Below are 19,426 nucleotides of genomic sequence, written 5' to 3'. Positions count from 1 at the left end.
CGGCGCTGCGCTCAGCGGGCCGGGCGGGTGGCGAAGCCCACCCGGTCGTAGACGTCGCGCAGCGTGGCCTCGGCCACCTCGCCGGCCCGGCGGGCCCCGTCGTCGAGGATCCGGGCCAGCTCGGCCCGGTCGTCGAGCAGCTCGAGCGTGCGGTCACGGAACGGGGTCACGAACTCCACCACCTGCTCGGCCAGGTCCTTCTTGAGGTCGCCGTAGCCCCGGCCGGCATAGCTCTCCTCGAGGGCGGCCACCGTGCGACCGGACAGCGCGGAGTAGATCGTCAGCAGGTTGGAGACGCCTGGCTTGGCCTCGGGGTCGAAGCGGATCTCGGTGTCGGAGTCGGTGACGGCCGAGCGGATCTTCTTGGCGCTGACACGAGGGTCGTCGAGCATCTCGACGATGCCGCTGGGCGAGGAGGCCGACTTGGACATCTTCGCCTCGGGCTCCTGCAGGTCGGTGATCTTGGCCGTGGCCTTGAGGATGTAGGGCTCGGGCAGCCGGAAGGTCTTCTTGTAGCGGTGGTTGAAGCGCTGGGCGAGGTCGCGGGTCAGCTCCAGGTGCTGGCGCTGGTCCTCCCCCACCGGCACGAAGTGCGGGCGGTAGAGCAGGATGTCGGCCGCCTGCAGGATCGGGTAGGTGAACAGCCCGACGCTGGCGGCCCCCTCACCGCCCTTGGCGGACTTGTCCTTGAACTGGGTCATCCGGCGGGCCTCGCCGAAGCCGGTCAGGCACTGCAGCACCCAGCCGAGCTGGGCGTGGGCGGGCACCTGGCTCTGCACGAAGATCGCCGAACGCTGCGGGTCGATGCCCATCGCGATCAGCTGGGCGGCGGCTCGCAGGGTGCGGTCGCGGAGCACCTTGGGGTCCTGCTCGACGGTGATCGCGTGCAGGTCGGCGATGAAGAAGAAGGGCTGGTAGTCCTCCTGCAGGTCCACCCACTGGCGCAGCGCGCCGAGGTAGTTGCCGAAGTGGAACGAGTCGGCGGTGGGCTGGATGCCACTGAGCACGCGGGGGCGCGCCGCGCCGGTGGCCGCCTCGGCGACGGCGGTCTGCGTCTCCGGGGCGCCCTCGGGCAGCGTCGAGGAGTCGGAGGTGGGGGTGGGCATGGGCGGCATTGTGTCAGCCCGAGGGCGAGACGCAGGCGGCGGTCAGTGACCCAGCGAAGCCAGCGCCGCGTTGAAGGTGGCCGACGGGCGCATCACGCCCGAGGCCAGGGCGTCGTCGGGACGGTAGTAGCCGCCGATGTCGACCGGCGAGCCCTGGACCGCGATCAGCTCGGCGTCGATGCTCTCCGCGTGCTCACGCAGCTGCGCGGCCAGCGGCCCGAAGGTCGCCGCGAGCCCGGCGTCCTCGGACTGCGCGGCGAGCTCCTCGGCCCAGTAGAGCGCCAGCCAGAAGTGCGAGCCGCGGTTGTCGATCTGGCCGAGACGGCGCGCCGGCGACTTGTTCTCGTCGAGCAGCGTGCCGGTGGCCCGGTCGAGGGTGTCGGCGAGCACCTGGGCCTGCGCGTTGCCGGTCGCGCCGGCGTAGTGCTCGAAGCTCGCCGCCAGGGCGAAGAACTCACCGAGGCTGTCCCAGCGGAGGTAGTCCTCCTTGACCAGCTGCTGCACGTGCTTGGGTGCCGATCCGCCGGCGCCGGTCTCGAACAGCCCGCCGCCGTTCATCAGCGGCACGATCGAGAGCATCTTGGCCGAGGTCCCGAGCTCCAGGATCGGGAACAGGTCGGTGTTGTAGTCGCGCAGCACGTTGCCGGTGACCGAGATGGTGTCCTCGCCGCGGCGGATCCGCTCCAGGGAGTACGCCGTCGCGTCGGCCGGCGCCATGATCTCGAGGGTGAGCCCGTCGGTGTCGTGCTCGGGGAGGTAGGCGCGCACCTTGGCGATCAGGTTGGCGTCGTGGGCGCGCTGCTCGTCGAGCCAGAACACCGCCGGCGCACCGGTGGCCCGGGCCCGGGTGACCGCCAGCTTCACCCAGTCGCGGATCGGCTCGTCCTTGGTCTGGCAGGCGCGCCACACGTCTCCGGGACCGACCTGGTGCTCGATCAGCGACTCACCCTGCGAGGTGACCACCCGGACCACGCCCGCGGCGGGGACCTCGAAGGTCTTGTCGTGGGAGCCGTACTCCTCGGCCGCCTTGGCCATCAGCCCCACGTTGGGCACCGAGCCCATCGTGGCCGGGTCGAAGGCACCGTGGGCGCGACAGTCGTCGATCACGGTCTGGTAGACGCCGGCGTAGCAGGAGTCGGGGATCACCGCGAGCGTGTCGTGCTCCTCGCCGTCGGGGCCCCACATGTGGCCGGAGGTGCGGATCATCGCGGGCATCGACGCGTCGATGATCACATCGGACGGGACGTGCAGGTTGGTGATCCCGCGGTCGGAGTCGACCATCGCGAGCTCGGGGCCCTCGGCGATCCCGGCCGCGAAGGCCGCCTTGATGGCGTCGCCCTCCGGCAGTGACTCGACGCCGGCCAGCAGCGCGCCGAGGCCGTCGTTGGCCGACAGCCCCGCGGCGGCCAGCACGTCGCCGTACTCGGCGAAGACGGGAGCGAAGAAGGCACGCACCACGTGGCCGAAGATGATCGGGTCGGAGACCTTCATCATCGTCGCCTTGAGGTGCACGGAGAACAGCACGCCGTCGGCCTTGGCGCGGGCGATCTGCTCGGCCAGGAACGTGTCCAGCGCGGCGACGTTCATGAAGGTGCCGTCGACCACCTCGCCGGCGAGCACCGGCACCGACTCCTTGAGGACGGTCACCGTGCCGTCGTCGGCGACGTGCTCGATACGCAGCGTGTCGTCGGCCTCGACCACCACCGACTTCTCGTTGGAGAAGAAGTCGTCGTGGCCCATGGTGGCGACCGTGGTGCGCGAGTCGCCCGACCAGGCGCCCATCCGGTGCGGGTGGGTGCGGGCGTAGTTCTTGACCGAGGCCGGCGCACGCCGGTCGGAGTTGCCCTCCCGGAGCACCGGGTTGACCGCGGAGCCCTTGACCTTGTCGTAGCGCGCCCGGACCTCGCGCTCCGCGTCGGTGGCGGGGTTGTCGGGGTAGTCGGGAAGGTCGTAGCCCTGCTGCTGCAGCTCGGCGACCGCGGCCTTGAGCTGCGGGATGGAGGCGGAGATGTTGGGCAGCTTGATGATGTTGGCCTCCGGCCGGGTGGCCAGCTCCCCGAGCTCCGCGAGCGCGTCGCCGACCTGCTGCTCCGGCCTCAGCCGGTCGGGGAACTGGGCGAGGATGCGGCCGGCCAGCGAGATGTCGCGGGTCACCACCTCGACGCCCGCCTGGCCGGCGTAGGCCTGCACGATCGGCAGGAAGGAGTACGTCGCGAGCAGCGGCGCCTCGTCGGTGTGCGTGTAGATGATCTGCGGGCCATCCGATGCGGTCGTCACGCCTCGTGACGCTAACGGGGGCCCGCGCCGGCAGCAACAGCGGGGTGGGTTCGACGAAACCACGCCGGGAGAACCGTCCCGCCGGGTTAGAGTGCTCGCGCGCGGGGCCCCGTCCATGACCCGGGCGAAGGAGACCGCAGCATGCCCGAGACTCCACCGCTGGCGCGGCGGCTCGCCGCCGAGGCCCTGGGCACCCTGGTGCTGGTGCTGCTCGGGGTCGGCGCCGCCGTGACGAGCGGCGGCGACCTGGTGGCCACCGCGCTGGCCTTCGGGCTGACCATGCTCGTCCTGGTCGCCGCGCTGGGCCGGGTGTCGGGCGGGCACGTCAACCCGGCGATCTCGCTGGGGGCAGCGGCGAGCGGCCGGCTGTCGTGGCGCGACGCCGCGGCCTACGGGGGCGCCCAGCTGGCCGGCGGCCTGGCGGGCGGCCTGGTGCTGTGGGTGCTGCTGCAGGGGTTCCCGGGCTTCAGCTCGGAGCGCAACTTCGGGCAGAACGGCTTCGGTGCCGACTCCCCCAACGGCTACGCCTGGTGGGCGGCGCTGCTGCTCGAGATGGTGATGACCGCGGTGCTCGTGTCGGTCGTGCTCACGGTCACCGACCGACGCCAACCCCACCCCGCGCTCGCGCCGGTGGCCATCGGCCTCGCACTGACGGGCATCCACCTGGCCTCGTTCGCCGCGACCGGGACGTCGGTGAACCCGGCCCGGTCGCTGGGCGCCAACGCCTTCGCGGGAGCGCACGCGGTCGGTCAGCTGTGGCTGTTCTTCCTCGCTCCGCTGCTGGGTGGCCTGGCCGCCGGGGTCCTCCACCCCCTCCTCTTCGGGCGGGACGACCAGCAGACCCGGGGCGCCGACGTACGCCGGTCGCCGGAGGCCGCCGAGGACCCCACGACGTGGGACCCGGCCGCGCCCGCCGCCGTGGCGACCCCCGAGTGGCCGGAGAGCTGGCCCGACCCCGGCCCGCCCCGCGAGTGGGGTCAGCCGGCGACACCCGCGGACGCCACCCCGTGGCGGCCGCCGCCGGGCGCGTTGGGAGACGTGGCTCCGGCCACGCCCGAGCCCGCGCCGGGTGAGCCGGGCTTCCCGCCGCCGCCCAACGAGCCCTACTGGTCCCAGCAGCTGCCGCGCGACTGGGAGGTCCCGGACGAGGGGGACGACGACGGGCGCACCGAGGTCCGCCCCAGCGACGGCTCCTGACGGCTACAACGAGCCCGGCAGCTCCGCCGAGGCGAGCGTCATCCTGGTGGCGCCGGAGTCGACGAGGACCAGCCCGACCTCGGGGGCATAGGACAGCGTGGTGTCCCCGCCGCGGACCTGCAGCTCGACGACGTTCGCGACCGGCCCGAGCACCGTCTCGAGCGAGCCGTCCACCCCGTTCACCTGGAGCCTGGTCTGCTCGGCTCCGGGCACCTTGACCGCCCAGAACCCGTCGCCGACCCGGGGGCTGGCCGGCATCGCCAGCCCGGCGCCGACCCCGGGGTCGCCGGACCGCCAGACCACCGGGTCGCGACCACCACCGGGGTAGTCCACCCGGCGACCGAAGAGCCACACGTTGCCGGCGTGGTCCTGGGCGTACCAGCTGCGCGAGCGGAGACGAGCCGCCCGCGCGCTGCGACCGAGCTCGAGGTACTCCGTCGTGGTGACGCCGTCGACCACGGGATGGCGGGGCGTCACCCGGGCCTCCACCTCGACCACCTGTCCGGCCGCAGCGACGTCGTGCTCGACGCGATAGCTCCACGTCGCGCCACCGGGGAGCGGGAACCACGGGTTGTCGACCACGTCTCGGAAGTCGGCCGGGTCGGGGGCGGTGGTGGGAATCGTCAGCTCGTCGACCCCCGTGGGCCCGATCGTGCCGGGGGAGCCTCCACAGGCCGCCAGCAGCAGGGCGGCGACGGCCGCCCCCAGCGCCGCCCGGCCCGCCCCGACCGGCCGGCGTACGCACGGGCGCGGGTGCGGGCGGACCATGGCGTCCAGCATGCCGCACCGTCGACGTGAGACCCCTCACCTGTCGCCCGCCGTGCGTCGCGGCGCTGCTAGCGTCGGGCCGTACCCCCGCGCATCCGAGGAGTCCTGTCGTGAGCACCAGTCCCATCAAGGTGGCCGTCACCGGAGCCGCCGGTCAGATCGGCTACAGCCTGCTGTTCCGGCTCGCGAGCGGAGGCCTGCTCGGCGCCGACCGCCCGATCGAGCTGCGGCTGCTGGAGATCGAGCCCGCCCTGAAGGCCCTCGAGGGCGTGGTGATGGAGCTGGACGACTGCGCGTTCTCCTCGCTCGCCGCGGTCGAGATCGGCTCGGACCCCACGAAGATCTTCGACGGGGTCAACATGGCGCTGCTCGTGGGCGCTCGCCCGCGCGGTCCCGGCATGGAGCGCAGCGACCTGCTGGAGGCCAACGGCGCGATCTTCACCGCCCAGGGCAAGGCGCTGGGCGAGGTGGCGGCCGACGACGTGCGGGTCGGCGTGACCGGCAACCCCGCCAACACCAACGCGCTGATCGCGATGACCAACGCCCCCGACATCCCGCGCGAGCGCTTCTCGGCGCTGACCCGGCTCGACCACAACCGGGCCATCTCGCAGCTGGCCGCGAAGGCCGGCGTACCCGTCACCGACGTCACCAAGATGACCATCTGGGGCAACCACTCGGCCACGCAGTACCCCGACGTCTTCCACGCCGAGATCGCCGGGCGCAACGCGGCCGAGGTGGTCGACGACCAGGCGTGGGTCGAGAACGACTTCATCCCGACGGTCGCCCAGCGCGGGGCGGCCATCATCGCGGCCCGTGGGTCGTCCTCGGCGGCCTCCGCGGCCTCCGCGACGATCGACGCCGCGCGCGACTGGCTGCGCGGCAGCGCCGAGGGCGACTGGGTGTCGATGGCGGTGGTCTCCGACGGGTCCTACGGCGTCCCGGAGGGCATCATGTCGTCGTTCCCCATCGTCACCCGGGACGGCGACTGGGAGATCGTCCAGGGCCTGGAGATCAACGAGTTCTCCCGCGCCCGGATCGACAAGACGACCGCCGAGCTCGTCGACGAGCGCGAGGCGGTCACCGCCCTCGGCCTGATCTGACGCGAGCCACCGGCGCCGATCAGCCGGGCTGGTTGGGGATCGAGGACGCCAGCACCAGCAACGCCGCCCCGAGGGCGGTGAGCACGCTCACGTCGACAGCACGGTGCCGCACCGCGAGCATGCCGGCCTCGAGGGTCGGCAGCAAGGCACGCGCCGTGGCGGCGACGAGCAGCGCCGCTCCGATCAGCCGCACGCCCCCTCGCCACGATCCGCTGGCGGCGACCGCGACTCCGGCGATCGCCATGGCCAGGACCAGGAGGTAGACCATCCCACCGACCGTGGAGGGGTAGCGCCGCGCCTCGGGCTCCCCGACGTGGGCGTCGTGCCCGTCGACCAGCCGCTCCGCCGAGACGGCGGGAACATCGTCGGGGTCGGGGAGCTCGCTGGGCGGCTCCCCCTGCCCGGGGTGGTCGGGAGCGGTCACCGACCGGGCCCGGCCCCGTGGTCGAGGGCGTGCTCGGCGATGGACACGATGTTGGCCAGCAGCATCGCCCGGGTCATCGGCCCCACGCCACCGGGGTTCGGCGAGACCCACGCCGCCACGTCCCAGACGTCGTCGGCCACGTCGCCCGCGATCTTGCCGTCGACCCGGGAGACGCCGACGTCGAGCACGGCGGCACCGGGCTTGACCATGTCGGCACTGATGATGCCCGGCACGCCGGCGGCCGCCACCACGATGTCGGCCTGCCGCACGTGGGCGGCCAGGTCGACGGTCCCGGTGTGGCACAGCGTGACGGTGGCGTTCTCGGAGCGCCGGGTCAGCAGCAGCCCCAGCGGTCGGCCCACGGTCACCCCGCGGCCCACCACGACGACATCGGCGCCGGCGATCGGGACGTCGTGGCGGCGGAGCAGCTCCACGATGCCGGCCGGCGTACACGGGAGCGGGGCCTCGTGGCCCAGCACCAGCCAACCGAGGTTGGTGGGGTGCAGCCCGTCGGCGTCCTTGGCCGGGTCGATCAGGCCGAGCACACGGTTCTCGTCGCGGCCCCGGGGCAGCGGGAGCTGGACGATGTAGCCGGTGCAGGAGGGGTCGTCGTTGAGGCCGCGGACGGCGTCCTCGATCTCGGCCTGGGTGGCCACCTCGGGCAGGTCGACGCGGATCGACTCGATGCCGACCTCGGCGCAGTCCTTGTGCTTGCCGTTGACGTACCACCGCGAGCCCGGGTCGTCACCGACCAGCACGGTGCCGAGCCCCGGCACCACGCCGCGCTCCCGCAGGGCCGCGACCCGAGTCTTGAGCTCGTCCTTGATCGCCGCCGCCGTCGCGGTCCCGTCCAGCCTCTGCGCAGTCACACCTGAATCCTAGGGAGTCCTCGGGCGGTGACGTCATACGCCCCGGTCGTCCGAGCGATCGGTCTGGATGACGCTCGGACCACGGCCGCCGCGAGAGCTGGGGCCGGTGCTCGTCCCGGAGGCGGCGCGGTCGTCGTCTACTGGTGCGTACGGAGCAAGACGCTCGTACGCACCGTAGACACGCCCCGTGGGGCGCGGCGGCGCGGGTCATCCACTCCGGTCGCCTCGACGCCACCCTTTCGTATGACGTCACCCGGTGCGGCGCGACCATGGCGACCGACGGGGACGCCGGGGGGCTCAGTGGAAGAAGTGGCGGGCGCCGGTGAGGTACATCGTCAGGCCGGCGGCGCGAGCGGCCTCGACGACCTCCTCGTCGCGCACCGACCCGCCCGGCTGGACGACGGCGCGGACGCCGGCGTCGATGAGGATCTGCAGTCCGTCGGCGAAGGGGAAGAAGGCGTCGGAGGCGGCCACCGACCCGGCGGCCCGGTCCCCGGCGCGCTCCACGGCCAGCCGACAGGAGTCCACCCGGTTGACCTGCCCCATCCCGACCCCCACCGAGGCACCCCCGGAGGCCAACAGGATCGCGTTGGACTTCACCGAGCGGCAGGCCCGCCACGCGAAGGCCAGGTCGGCGAGCGTCTCCGCGGTGGCCGGCTCGCCGCAGGCCAGCGTCCAGGCGACCGGGTCGTCGCCCTCGGCCTGGAGGCCGTCGCGGACCTGCATCAGCAGGCCACCGGAGATCGGCCGGGTCTCGACACCACCCCGCTGCAGCGGCTCACAGACGAGGATGCGGATGTTCTTGCCGCCGCGCGGCAGTGCCTGGAGCACCTCGACGGCACCGTCGTCGTAGCCGGGTGCCACGATCGCCTCGGTGAAGGTGTCCCGGAGCGCCTCGGCCATCGCCACCGACACGGGCCGGTTGGCCGCGATCACGCCGCCGAACGCCGACACCGGGTCGCACGCGTTGGCCTTGACGTAGGCGTCGGCCACGTCGGAGCCCACCGCGATCCCGCACGGGTTGGCGTGCTTGATGACCGCCACGGCCGGCTCGTCGAAGTCGAACGCCGACCGGCGGGCGGCATCGGCGTCGACGTAGTTGTTGTAGGACATCTCCTTGCCGTGGAGCTGGCTGGCCTGTGCCAGCCCCGGGGCGGGGACGAAGCCGTCGGTGTAGAGCGCGGCCGGCTGGTGCGGGTTCTCGCCGTAGCGCAGCACGGCGGCCTTGTCCCCAGGTGGCGCCGACCCAGGCAGGGAAGCCCGAGCCGTCCGAGGTGTCGGTGAGCACGTTGCCCATCCAGGACGCGACGTGCACGTCGTACGTCGCCGTGTGGACGAAGGCCTCGGCGGCCAGCGCCTGTCGCTGCGCCAGGGTGAAGCCGCCGGCCGCCACCGCGGCCAGCACGTCGTCGTAGCGTGCCGGCGAGGTCACGATCGCCACCGAGGGATGGTTCTTCGCGGCCGCACGCACCATCGACGGTCCGCCGATGTCGATCTGCTCGACGCACTCGTCGGGGCTGGCGCCGGACCTCACCGTCTGGGTGAAGGGGTAGAGGTTGGACACCACCAGGTCGAACGGCTCCACCCCGAGGTCGGCCAGCTGCTCGACGTGGGAGTCCAGCCGCCGGTCGGCCAGGATGCCCGCGTGCACCCGCGGGTGCAGCGTCTTCACCCGACCGTCGAGGCACTCGGGAAGCCGGTGAGCTCCTCCACCCGGGTCACCGGCAGGCCGAGCCCCTCGATCAGGGCGGCGGAGCCACCGGTGGAGACCAGGGCGACGCCGGCCTCGTGCAGCCCGCGGACCAGCGCGTCGAGCCCTGACTTGTCGTAGACGGAGACCAGCGCCCGCCTGATCGGCACCCGCCCCTGCGCGGCGTCGTTCATCGACCGAACCTGACCTTCCTGTCCTCGACGGTGAACCCCTCGCGGACCATCCGGCCCACGGCGTCGGCGAGCATGGTGCGCTCGGCGACCTTGATCCGCTCGTGCAGCGACTCCACGGTGTCGCCGGGCTCGACCGCGACGGCGGTCTGCGCCACGATCGGTCCGGTGTCGACGCCGGCGTCCACCAGGAACAGCGTGGCGCCGGTGACCTTCACACCGTGGTCGAGCGCGTCGGCGGGTCCGTGCATCCCCGGGAACGACGGCAGCAGCGCGGGGTGGGTGTTGACCACCCGGCCACCGAACTCCCCGAGGAAGTCGTCGCCGAGCAGCTTCATGAAGCCCGCGAGCACCACCAGGTCGGGGTCGAAGCGCATCACGATGTCGCGCACCGCCCGGTCCCACCCCTCCCGGGTCTCGAAGGAGCTCACCTCCCGCACGAACGTGGGGATGCCCGCGCGCTCGGCTCGGGCCAGCCCCTCGATGCCGTCCCGGTCGGCCCCGACGGCCACCACCTGGGCGCCGTACGCCGGGTCGGCACAGGCGTCGAGCAGGGCCTGGAGGTTGGTGCCGGATCCGGAGACCATCGCGACCAGCCGGGCGGGTCCGGCGGGGACGGCGGGGATGGGCACCGCCGCAGTGTAGCGAGCGGGGACGGCGGCCCCGACGGGGTCACTCCGGGCTGGACGCCCGCGCCCGCCGACGCTGCCAGGCCGTGGCCAGCAGCCCGCCCACCAGACCACCGATGCCGAACGCCGCGATGGCATAGACGAGCGCGGAGGACGCGAACGGCGCGACGTGCTGCATCCGCCCGGGACCCACCGCCCCACCGGCGAGCCGGGCCAGCAGCCCGAACGCCAGTGCGGCCAGTGCCCCGCCCACGCAGCCCCGCAGGGCTCCCTGGTCCCAGCGGGTGGTGGGGTGGCGGCGCTGGGCCCGGATCACGCCGACCGCGGCGACCACGGCCGGCACGCCGAGGAGGTACGCCGTCCACGCGGCCGGCTCTCCCCCGTCGGGCAGCGCCGCCAGCAGCGGGAACAGCGGCAGCGGGCCGAGCACCACCGCCATCGGGGTGACCAGCGTGCCGGTGCCGACCGTGAACCCCGCGCCCAGGAGATAGGACCCGGAGAAGACGACGGCGTTGGGCAGCAGCACCAGCGAGGCCACGGTCATCGACAGCGTGCCCGACGGCGAGGTGCCGAGCTGGGACATCACGTTGGCGGCCGAGGGCCAGTCGAGCGCCAGGGCGACCAGGAGCAGCGTCGCCGCCGCGAGGAGGTGCCAGCGCAGCACGGCGACCGCTGCGGCGGCGGTCGCCGGGACCGCCTCGGGCAGGGTCGCGACCCACACCGGCAGGCGGCCGGAGCCGGTGGCGATCGCGGGCCCGCCCACGAGCACCGCCAGCGTCAGTGCGACGAGGACCGCCCGGCTGCCGTCCGGCGCGGTCCGCGCGTCGCCGGCCAGGGTCAGCAACGCCCCCAGCACGGCGTACCCACCCGCGAAGAGGAGGGTCGCCAGCGGCACCGTCCAGTCGCGCTCCCCGTCGGCGATCCGGTCGGCGTCGGGCCCGTGACCGGACACCGCGTCGCCGAGGCGATGCCCGGTGCGCCAGACCACCCAGCCCGACCACAGCGTCAGCCCGAGCGGCAGCACCGTCACCGCGGCCCCCTGGACGTGGAACCCGCTCCCGTGCGCCGCGAGCCAGGCCAGCGCGCCGACGCGGAGCGCGTCACGGGGGGCGCCGTGACCGCCGCCGTCGGCGAGGTACCACCCGGCGAGCGAGACCACCACCAGCGGCAGCAGCGCGACCAGCCCGGCCAGCACGCCGGCGACCGGCGCCGCGACCCACAGCGGACGACGGTGCCGCGCGTCGACGGGGCGGGTGCGGGGCGCGCTCAGCAACGAGGTCATAACCCGCCCATCATCGCCGCCGCGCGGCGCCCGGGCGGGCTCCCACGCCGGACCCGGACGTCCCGGGTCGGGGGCACCCGCTGCGATGTGCGTGCCCGGGGACCGCTCGCGTACCGTGGATGGGCCATGGTGGACAGCGCTGACTTCGACGGCTTCTATGCCGACGCTCGTGATCGGCTCCTCCACCAGTGCTACGCGCTCACCGGCGACCTGCCCGCCTCGCAGGCGGCGGTGCGCGACGCCTTCGTCGCGGCGTGGCACCACTGGCGCAAGGTGGCCCGCACCGGTGACCCCGAGCGGTGGGCCCGCCCGGTCGCCTGGGCGCACGCCCACCGACGCTCCGGAGCACGGGTCTTCCACCGCGACCGCAGCGACGATCCCGACATCGCCGCCACCCTCGAGGCACTAGGGAAGCTGAGCTTCGTGCAGCGCCGGGTCCTGGTGCTGTCGACGCTCACCCGCAACTCCCTCGAGGAGCTCGCCCGCGAGGCGGGGCTGACCCGCGAGGCGGCCGAGCGGGAGCTGCAGACGGCGACCGCGACCTTCACCCTGCACCGGGGCGCCGAGCCCGGCATGGTGCGGCTCTACCTGGACCGGCTCAGGCAGCGGCTCGGCGACGTCACCTGGCCCCGGGTCACCATCGTGCGCCGCCAGGGCACCGCCCGCCGGCGCGGCTACACGCTGGCGGGTGTCGCTGCGGTCGTCGCGCTGGTGATCGGCAGCGGGGCGGCGGTCGGGTACGACGGCCACGCCCACCCGACGCTGGCCCATGAGAAGGAGGCGCTGGTGCCGACGCCGGTGCTCCGCAGCGAGGCACCGCCTCCCCCGCCGGAGCTCGACGCCGACGACCTGTTGGCCGCCGACCAGCTGAAGCGGCTGGCCCCCGCGGTGCACTGGCGGGTGGCCGGGACCACCAAGAACCTCGACGGCGACGGGCTGGTGCTGCCGTGTCAGCAGAGCCGGTTCGCCGACCCGCAGGCCACGGGGGCGCTGGTGCGCAGCTACTCCCCCGCTCGCAAGCGATCGCCCTACGAGGCGTTCCAGCTGACCGAGCTGTCCCGGACGGCCCAGGTCGCGAAGCGGACCTTCCAGACCAGCGTCGGCTGGTACGCCGGCTGCCCGGCCGACCGGGTCCAGCTGGTGTCGACCCGGGCCGTCGACGGCGTGGGCGACCAGGCCACCCTCCTGGTGCTGCGCGGCTGGGCGCGACCCGCGAGCACCATGGTGGTGGGGGTGGCACGCACGGGCCAGGTCACCACCACGGTGCTCAGCGACGGGCCCGGCAACGGCCGGCTCTCCCCGCAGGCGGTGTCGGCCCGCGCGTCGCTGCTGGCCGCGGCGGTCAACGGCCTGTGCGGCTCCCCGGGAGCCGGCACCTGCGCGAGCCCGCCGACGCTGCGGGTGCGGCCGCCGTACCCCGTCGGCCTGGTGCCGGGCATGCTCAGCGGCGTCGACCTGCCGCCGGTGACCGGCGTGGACAGCTCCTGGGTCGGCACCGACCCCAAGAAGGCGTTGGTCAACACCGCCGCGACCCAGTGCGACGGCACCGACTTCAACGGCAGGCCGTTCGGTGACGCGTGGACCCGCACCTTCCTGTTCCCGGAGGAGAAGCTCCCGGACACCTTCGGCCTCACCGAGACCGTCGGCACGACGTCACCCAAGGCCGGGGCCGCCTTCGTCGAGGCGCTGCGCAAGCGGATGTCGTCGTGCGAGGACCGCAACCTCGGCACCAAGGTCACCAAGGTCGCCGACCGGCGGACATCCGACGGGGAGCTGGCGGTGTGGCGGGTCGCCGCCGAGGTCTCCGACCAGCGGACCGTGACCTACCAGATGGGCATCGTGCGTTCCGGCTCGGCGATCGCCCAGGTCGGCTTCACCCCCACCCAGGGTGTGACGATGTCGGCCGGCGACTTCCTGGCCCTCGTCGAGCGCGCCCAGCAGCGGCTGCCCGCGCTGCCGAAGCCCGGCAAGACCGCCAGCGGAGGCTGAGCCACCGACGGGTCCGGTCGCCCCACCGACGACCGAGCCCCGGAGCGGGGCTCCGGGGCTCGAACGGTGGACGGTGACCGGCTCAGAGGGAGGCGAGCACGTCCTTCATCAGCTGGGCGGTCTCCGAGGGCGTCTTGCCGACCTTGACACCCACGGCCTCGAGGGCCTCCTTCTTGGCCTGGGCGGTGCCCGAGGAGCCGGACACGATGGCGCCGGCGTGACCCATGGTCTTGCCCTCGGGCGCGGTGAAGCCGGCGACGTAGCCGACGACCGGCTTGGTGACGTGGTCCTTGATGTAGGCCGCGGCCCGCTCCTCGGCGTCGCCGCCGATCTCGCCGATCATCACGATCGCCACGGTCTCGGGGTCGTTCTCGAACGCCTCGAGGCAGTCGATGTGGGTGGTCCCGATGATCGGGTCGCCGCCGATGCCGACGGCCGAGGAGAAGCCGAACTCGGACAGCTCGTACATCATCTGGTAGGTCAGCGTGCCCGACTTGGACACCAGCCCGATCGGGCCGGCGCCCGCGATGGTGGCCGGGATGATGCCGGCGTTGGACCGGCCGGGGCTGATCAGGCCGGGGCAGTTGGGACCGATGACCCGGGTGCCCTTCGAGGCGGCGTACGAGCGGAACTCGGCGGTGTCGTGGACCGGCACGCCCTCGGTGATCACCACCACCAGCGGCATGCCCGCGTCGACGGCCTCGACCACGGCAGCCTTGGTAAAGGCGGGCGGCACGAACACCACCGACACGTCGGCGCCGGTGGTCGCCATCGCGTCGGCGACGGTGCCGAACACCGGGAGGTCGTGTCCCTCGACGCTGACGGTCTCGCCCGCCTTGCGCGGGTTGACGCCGCCGACGATGGTCGTCCCGGAGGCGAGCATCCGGGTGGTGTGCTTCATGCCCTCCGAGCCCGTCATGCCCTGGACGACGACCTTGCTGTTCTCGGTCAGGAAGATGGCCATGTCTGTCTTGTCCTCGGCTCTCAGTTGCTCGCGGCGTGGGCCAGCTCGGCGGCCTTGTCGGCGGCGCCGTCCATGGTGTCGACGATGGTGACCAGCGGGTGGGCGGCCTCGGCCAGGATCCGGTGGCCCTCGTCGACGTTGTTGCCGTCGAGGCGCACCACCAGCGGCTTGTCGGCCTCGGAGCCGAGCAGCTCCAGCGCGTGCACGATGCCGTTGGCGACCGCGTCGCAGGCGGTGATGCCGCCGAAGACGTTGACGAAGACGGACTTGACCTGCGCGTCGCCCAGGATGATGTGCAGCCCGTTGGCCATCACCTCGGCGCTCGCACCGCCGCCGATGTCGAGGAAGTTGGCGGGCTTCACGCCGCCGTGCCTCTCACCGGCGTAGGCCACCACGTCGAGGGTGGACATCACCAGGCCGGCCCCGTTGCCGATGATGCCGACCTCACCGTCGAGCTTGACGTAGTTGAGGTCCTTCTCCTTCGCCATCAGCTCCAGCGGGTCCTCCTCCTCGCGGATCTCGAACCCGGCGTGGTCCTCGTGCCGGAAGTCGGCGTTGGCGTCGAGGGTGACCTTGCCGTCGAGCGCCTCGAGCGACCCGTCGCCGAGACGGACGAGCGGGTTGACCTCGACCAGGGTGGCGTCCTCCTTGATGAAGACGTCCCACAGCCGCTGGATCACCTGCTTCGCCTGGTCGGCCACCTCCGCGGCGAAGCCGGTCGCGGCGACGATCTCAGCGGCCTTCGCGTCGTCCACGCCGACCTGCGGGTCGATCGACACCTTGGCGACCGCGTCGGGGTTCTCCACCGCGGTCACCTCGATCTCGACGCCGCCCTCGGTGGAGGCGATGCAGAGGTAGTCGCGGTTGGCGCGGTCGACCAGGAAGGAGAAGTAGTACTCCTCAGCGATGTCGGCCGCGGGCGCCACCAGCGCCCGGTGCACGGTGTGGCCCTTGATGTCCATGCCGAGGATCTCGGTCGCCTTGGCCACCGCGTCCTGCGGGTCCTGCGCCAGCTTGACGCCGCCCGCCTTGCCGCGACCGCCGGTCTTCACCTGGGCCTTGACGACCACCCGGCCACCGCTCCCGGCACCCTCGGTCTCGGCGGCCGCCGCGGCCTCCGCGGGCTCGGTGATCACCGTGCCCACGGTCACCGGTACGCCGTGCTTGGCGAAGAGCTCCTTCGCCTGGTACTCCATCAGGTCCACGAGCCATGTCCTTGCGTCGAGTGGCGGGAAGGTCGGAGCGGCGGGTGGTAGCCGGATCGGTCACGCGCCTGCCGCAACATCTCCACGCACCCTAGCCGCGGCTTCACCGGGTCGGCCATGCCCGAGGCGACCGCTCAGCGCACATCCCGGCAGATTGTGAGCGAGAACACGCCCGCCGCCCCTCAGGACAGCGTTGTCAGCGTGGACGCGGTGCCGAACGAGGGCAGTTCCGGCATTCGCCAGCGGCGGCGGCACAGGTTTTGCACACTGAGTGGACAGGCGAGTTTCAGGACCTGTGACCTTTCCGTTACAGTCTGGGGTCGTTGTCCCGTCCCCCCGAGCTAGGACCAACACCTATGGGTAGCCATCGTGCGGATCGTCGCGGCCCTCGCCGCCGGTCCTCTGGCTCCCCCACCCCTTCTCAGCCGGTCTCTCAGGCGGCCACCACCGACGTCGTACCCACTCAGCAGGCCGGCAAACGTCGCGCCGCCGGCCATGCCGGGTCGCGCGGCTCGCTGTTCCCGCTGCTCCCGTCGCCGCCGGTGCTGGCCGGCATCGCCGTGCTGGCCGCCTCGGTCGGCGGCGCGGTGGTCTCGACCACCCACGGTCCGACGGTCGACGCGGTCGTCGCGACCTCGGCCTCCGGCTCCCTGCACCAGCCCGGCGCGATGACCGGCACCAGCAAGGCGGCCGACGCCAACCTGGTCGCCGGACGCACCCAGGTCGTCAGCCGTGGCGGCGGCCGCGACGCCTCCGCCGAGGGCACCGACGCCAAGCTGGTCGCCAAGGCGGAGGACGCCGCGAAGGTCCGCAACCAGGCCCTGGCCGCCCTGGGCAAGGCGGCCGAGGCCCAGTCGGCGAAGATCAAGGCCAACCTGTGGGTGCTGCCGGTCGCCAGCTATCGCCTCACCGCCGGCTTCGGGCAGTCCAGCTATCTGTGGTCGAGCGTCCACACCGGCCTCGACTTCGCCGCGCCCAGCGGCACGCCGATCATGTCGATCGCCCGGGGCGTCGTGACCGAGGTCGGCTATGACGGCGCCTACGGCAACAAGACCGTGGTCACCCTCGATGACGGCACCGAGATCTGGTACTGCCACCAGACCTCCTACGCCGTGTCGGTCGGCGAGACCGTCGGCCAGGGCGAGGTCATCGGCTACATCGGCTCCACCGGCAACACCACCGGCCCGCACCTGCACCTCGAGGTGCACCCCGGCGCCGGCGACCCGGTCGACCCCTACGCCGCGCTCGTCGCGCACGGCGTGACGCCCTGAGTCAGAGCTTCTCGACCGGCGCGTAGCGCAGCAGCAGCCGGCGGACGCCCTCGGAGCCGAAGTCGATCGACGCGACGGTCTTCTCGCCGGTGCCCTCGAGGGTGACGACGGTGCCCATCCCCATCGACGGGTGCAGCACCCGGTCGCCGGGCTCCAGGGAGGGGATGTCACGGCTGGGCTTGGCCTTGGTCTGTGCGTCGAGCCGGACCGCCGCCGAGGAGAAGTTGCGGCGACCGGCGGCCGTGGGCGAGCCGAGGCCGGTGGCGGCGCGGGAGGACGAGGCGACGTCGGGACGGCCCCAGCGGGTCTGCGCCGACTCCTCGCGGCGCCAGTCGACCAGCTCGGCCGGCAGCTCGGAGAGGAAGCGGGAGGCGGGGTTGTGCATCGGCGCGCCCCAGGCCGAGCGGAGAAGCGCGCGGGAGACGTGCAGCCGCTGCTGGGCGCGGGTGACCCCGACGTAGGCGAGCCGGCGCTCCTCCTCGAGCTCGGGCTGGTCGCCCAGCGAGCGGGAGTGGGGGAAGACGCCGTCCTCGAGGCCGGTCAGGAACACCACCGGGAACTCCAGCCCCTTCGCCGTGTGCAACGTCATGAGCGTGACCACGCCGCCGTCGTCGCCGTCGGGAGCGTCGGGGATCTGGTCGGTGTCGGCGACCAGGGCGACCCGCTCGAGGAAGTCGCCGAGGCCGGGAGCCACCAGGCCCGCGTCGACGTCGGCCGGGTCGGCGGACGGCCCGGCGACCGGGTCGTCGGAGAACTCCCGGGCCACGGCGACCAGCTCGGCGAGGTTCTCGACCCGGGTGGCGTCCTGGGGGTCGTCGGAGGCCTCCAGCTCGGCGAGGTAGCCCGAGCGCTCCAGCACGGTCTCGACGATCACGTCGGGCCGCTCGTCGGCCTCGACCATCGACTGGAGCTCCTCGACCATCTCGACGAAGCCGAGGATCTGACGCAGCGAGCGGGTCGCCAGCCCCGGCGCCTCCTCGGCCCGGCGCAGCGCCTCCCAGAAGGTCAGCCCCTCGCGGTCGGCGTACGCCGCCACGGCGGCCTCGGCCCGGTCGCCGATCCCGCGCCGCGGGGTGTTGAGGATGCGGCGCAGTGAGATCTCGTCGTCGGGGTTGGCGAGGGTGCGGAGGTAGGCGAGCACGTCGCGCACCTCACGGCGCTCGTAGAAGCGCACCCCGCCGACGACCTTGTAGGGAAGGCCGACGCGGATGAACACCTCCTCGAAGACCCGGGACTGCGCGTTGGTGCGGTAGAACACGGCGACGTCGGCGGGCTTGGCCTGGCCGGCGTCGGTGAGCCGGTCGATCTCCTCGGCGACGAACCGGGCCTCGTCGTGCTCGTCGTCGGCGACGTAGCCCACGATCGGGTCGCCGGCGCCGGCGTCGGACCACAGGCGCTTGGGCTTGCGGCCGCTGTTGCGCTCGATGACGGCGTTGGCGGCGTTGAGGATGGTCTGGGTGGAGCGGTAGTTCTGCTCGAGCAGGATCGACGTCGCGTCGGGGAAGTCCTGCTCGAAGTCGAGGATGTTGCGGATGTTGGCGCCGCGGAAGGCATAGATCGACTGGTCGGCGTCGCCCACCACCATCAGCTCGCTCGGCCCCACCCGGTCGACCGGCTCCTCCGGCTCGGCCGCGTCGAGGACGGTCTCCTCGAAGGAGTCGGCGCACAGCTGGTGGATCAGGGCGTACTGCGCATGGTTGGTGTCCTGGTACTCGTCGACCAGGACATGGCGGAACCGGCGCCGGTAGGTCTCGCGCACCTCGGGGTAGAGCTGGAACAGGTGCACCGTCGCCATGATCAGGTCGTCGAAGTCGAGCGCGTTGGCCTCGCGCAGGCGACGCTGGTAGAGGGCGTAGGCCGCCGCGCAGGTCTCCTCGAAGTGGTTGCGAGCGTCCTTGGCGGCGTCGTCGGGGTCGCGCAGCTCGTTCTTCTGGTCGGAGACCCAGTGCAGGATCGCGGCGGGCTGGTAGCGGCGCGGGTCGACGTCGAGGTCGCGCAGCACCAGCGTCATCAGCCGCTTGGAGTCGGCCGCGTCGTAGATCGAGAAGCTGGACTTGAGCCCGAGCTTGTCGATCTCCTTGCGCAGGATGCGGACGCAGGCGGAGTGGAACGTCGAGACCCACATCATCCGGGCCCGCCGGCCCACCAGGTCCTCGACCCGCTCCTTCATCTCGTTGGCGGCCTTGTTGGTGAAGGTGATCGCCAGGATCGAGCCGGGATGCGCGTGCCGCTCGGCGATCAGCCAGGCGATCCGCCGGGTCAGCACCCGGGTCTTGCCGGACCCGGCGCCGGCCACCACCAGCAGCGGGGCGCCGGCATGGACGACGGCCGCGCGCTGCGGCTCGTTGAGCCCCTCGAGCAGCTCATCGGCGCTCGGCGTGGTGCGTGCCGGCGTGGGGTCGGCGACGTCGAGCCCGGGGATCGGAAAAGCGTCGCTCATGTCGGCCCCAGCCTACGGGGCGGC

General features: G+C 72.9%; 14 protein-coding genes and 1 pseudogene. 4 read left to right on the top strand and 11 right to left on the bottom strand.

Annotation, left to right across the window (positions count from 1 at the left end; translation table 11 throughout):
- Positions 1-11: 11 nt before the first annotated feature.
- Together trpS and R2740_RS01760 are read right to left on the bottom strand one after the other, a co-directional pair.
- Positions 12-1,106, bottom strand: a complete 1,095-nt coding sequence (gene trpS, locus R2740_RS01765; RefSeq protein ID WP_371300965.1) for a tryptophan--tRNA ligase — start codon at positions 1,104-1,106, stop codon at positions 12-14.
- Between the two features lie 42 nt (positions 1,107-1,148).
- On the bottom strand, positions 1,149-3,383 hold the full coding sequence (locus R2740_RS01760; RefSeq protein WP_371300964.1) for an NADP-dependent isocitrate dehydrogenase: 2,235 nt from the start codon (positions 3,381-3,383) through the stop codon (positions 1,149-1,151).
- A 141-nt stretch (positions 3,384-3,524) separates the two neighbouring features.
- On the opposite strand from R2740_RS01760, the gene R2740_RS01755 reads away from it, so the two are divergent.
- On the top strand, positions 3,525-4,580 hold the full coding sequence (locus R2740_RS01755; RefSeq protein ID WP_371300963.1) for an aquaporin: 1,056 nt from the start codon (positions 3,525-3,527) through the stop codon (positions 4,578-4,580).
- 3 nt (positions 4,581-4,583) lie between these two features.
- Here R2740_RS01755 and R2740_RS01750 read toward each other — a convergent pair whose 3' ends face one another.
- Positions 4,584-5,360: a hypothetical protein gene (locus R2740_RS01750; protein WP_371300962.1), complete on the bottom strand. Its 777-nt coding sequence runs from the start codon at positions 5,358-5,360 to the stop codon at positions 4,584-4,586.
- Between the two features lie 98 nt (positions 5,361-5,458).
- Between R2740_RS01750 and R2740_RS01745 the strand changes: the two genes are divergently transcribed.
- Positions 5,459-6,448, top strand: coding sequence for a malate dehydrogenase (locus tag R2740_RS01745; protein ID WP_371300961.1), 990 nt, complete (start codon positions 5,459-5,461; stop codon positions 6,446-6,448).
- Positions 6,449-6,467: 19 nt separating this feature from the next.
- On the opposite strand, the gene R2740_RS01740 is transcribed toward R2740_RS01745, so the two are convergent.
- The 5 genes and pseudogenes from R2740_RS01740 to R2740_RS01720 form a co-directional block, all read right to left on the bottom strand.
- On the bottom strand, positions 6,468-6,872 hold the full coding sequence (locus R2740_RS01740) for a DUF3017 domain-containing protein (protein WP_371300960.1): 405 nt from the start codon (positions 6,870-6,872) through the stop codon (positions 6,468-6,470).
- Positions 6,869-7,741, bottom strand: coding sequence for a bifunctional methylenetetrahydrofolate dehydrogenase/methenyltetrahydrofolate cyclohydrolase (locus R2740_RS01735; protein WP_371300959.1), 873 nt, complete (start codon positions 7,739-7,741; stop codon positions 6,869-6,871). Before R2740_RS01735 ends, R2740_RS01740 begins: the two co-directional genes overlap by 4 nt.
- A 297-nt stretch (positions 7,742-8,038) precedes the next feature.
- Positions 8,039-9,625: pseudogene (gene purH / locus R2740_RS01730) on the bottom strand (bifunctional phosphoribosylaminoimidazolecarboxamide formyltransferase/IMP cyclohydrolase).
- Complete coding sequence (purN, locus tag R2740_RS01725; protein WP_371301170.1) at positions 9,622-10,209, bottom strand: phosphoribosylglycinamide formyltransferase; 588 nt, start codon at positions 10,207-10,209, stop codon at positions 9,622-9,624. The pseudogene purH and the gene purN overlap by 4 nt, the downstream one beginning before the upstream one ends.
- Before the next feature lie 85 nt (positions 10,210-10,294).
- Positions 10,295-11,533: a DUF6350 family protein gene (locus R2740_RS01720; RefSeq protein WP_371300958.1), complete on the bottom strand. Its 1,239-nt coding sequence runs from the start codon at positions 11,531-11,533 to the stop codon at positions 10,295-10,297.
- Between the two features lie 126 nt (positions 11,534-11,659).
- On the opposite strand from R2740_RS01720, the gene R2740_RS01715 reads away from it, so the two are divergent.
- A complete protein-coding gene (locus tag R2740_RS01715; RefSeq protein WP_371300957.1) occupies positions 11,660-13,522 on the top strand; it encodes an RNA polymerase sigma factor in 1,863 nt (620 codons plus the stop codon).
- 82 nt (positions 13,523-13,604) lie between these two features.
- Here the strand turns inward: R2740_RS01715 and sucD are convergent, their stop codons facing one another.
- Both sucD and sucC read right to left on the bottom strand, forming a co-directional pair.
- Positions 13,605-14,486, bottom strand: a complete 882-nt coding sequence (sucD, locus tag R2740_RS01710; RefSeq protein WP_371300956.1) for a succinate--CoA ligase subunit alpha — start codon at positions 14,484-14,486, stop codon at positions 13,605-13,607.
- Between the two features lie 20 nt (positions 14,487-14,506).
- Complete coding sequence (gene sucC / locus R2740_RS01705) at positions 14,507-15,691, bottom strand: ADP-forming succinate--CoA ligase subunit beta (RefSeq protein ID WP_371300955.1); 1,185 nt, start codon at positions 15,689-15,691, stop codon at positions 14,507-14,509.
- 356 nt (positions 15,692-16,047) lie between these two features.
- On the opposite strand from sucC, the gene R2740_RS01700 reads away from it, so the two are divergent.
- Positions 16,048-16,962 carry a M23 family metallopeptidase gene (locus R2740_RS01700; RefSeq protein ID WP_371300954.1) on the top strand — a complete coding sequence of 305 codons (915 nt, stop codon included), beginning with the start codon at positions 16,048-16,050 and terminating at the stop codon, positions 16,960-16,962.
- A gap of 1 nt (position 16,963) precedes the next feature.
- Here R2740_RS01700 and pcrA read toward each other — a convergent pair whose 3' ends face one another.
- Positions 16,964-19,402 carry a DNA helicase PcrA gene (pcrA, locus tag R2740_RS01695; RefSeq protein ID WP_371300953.1) on the bottom strand — a complete coding sequence of 813 codons (2,439 nt, stop codon included), beginning with the start codon at positions 19,400-19,402 and terminating at the stop codon, positions 16,964-16,966.
- Positions 19,403-19,426 lie beyond the last annotated feature (24 nt).

It is taken from the genome of Nocardioides sp., assembly GCF_041393715.1.
Taxonomy (GTDB): Bacteria; Actinomycetota; Actinomycetes; order Propionibacteriales; family Nocardioidaceae; genus Nocardioides.
This window is presented reverse-complemented; position numbering and strand designations above follow the sequence as displayed.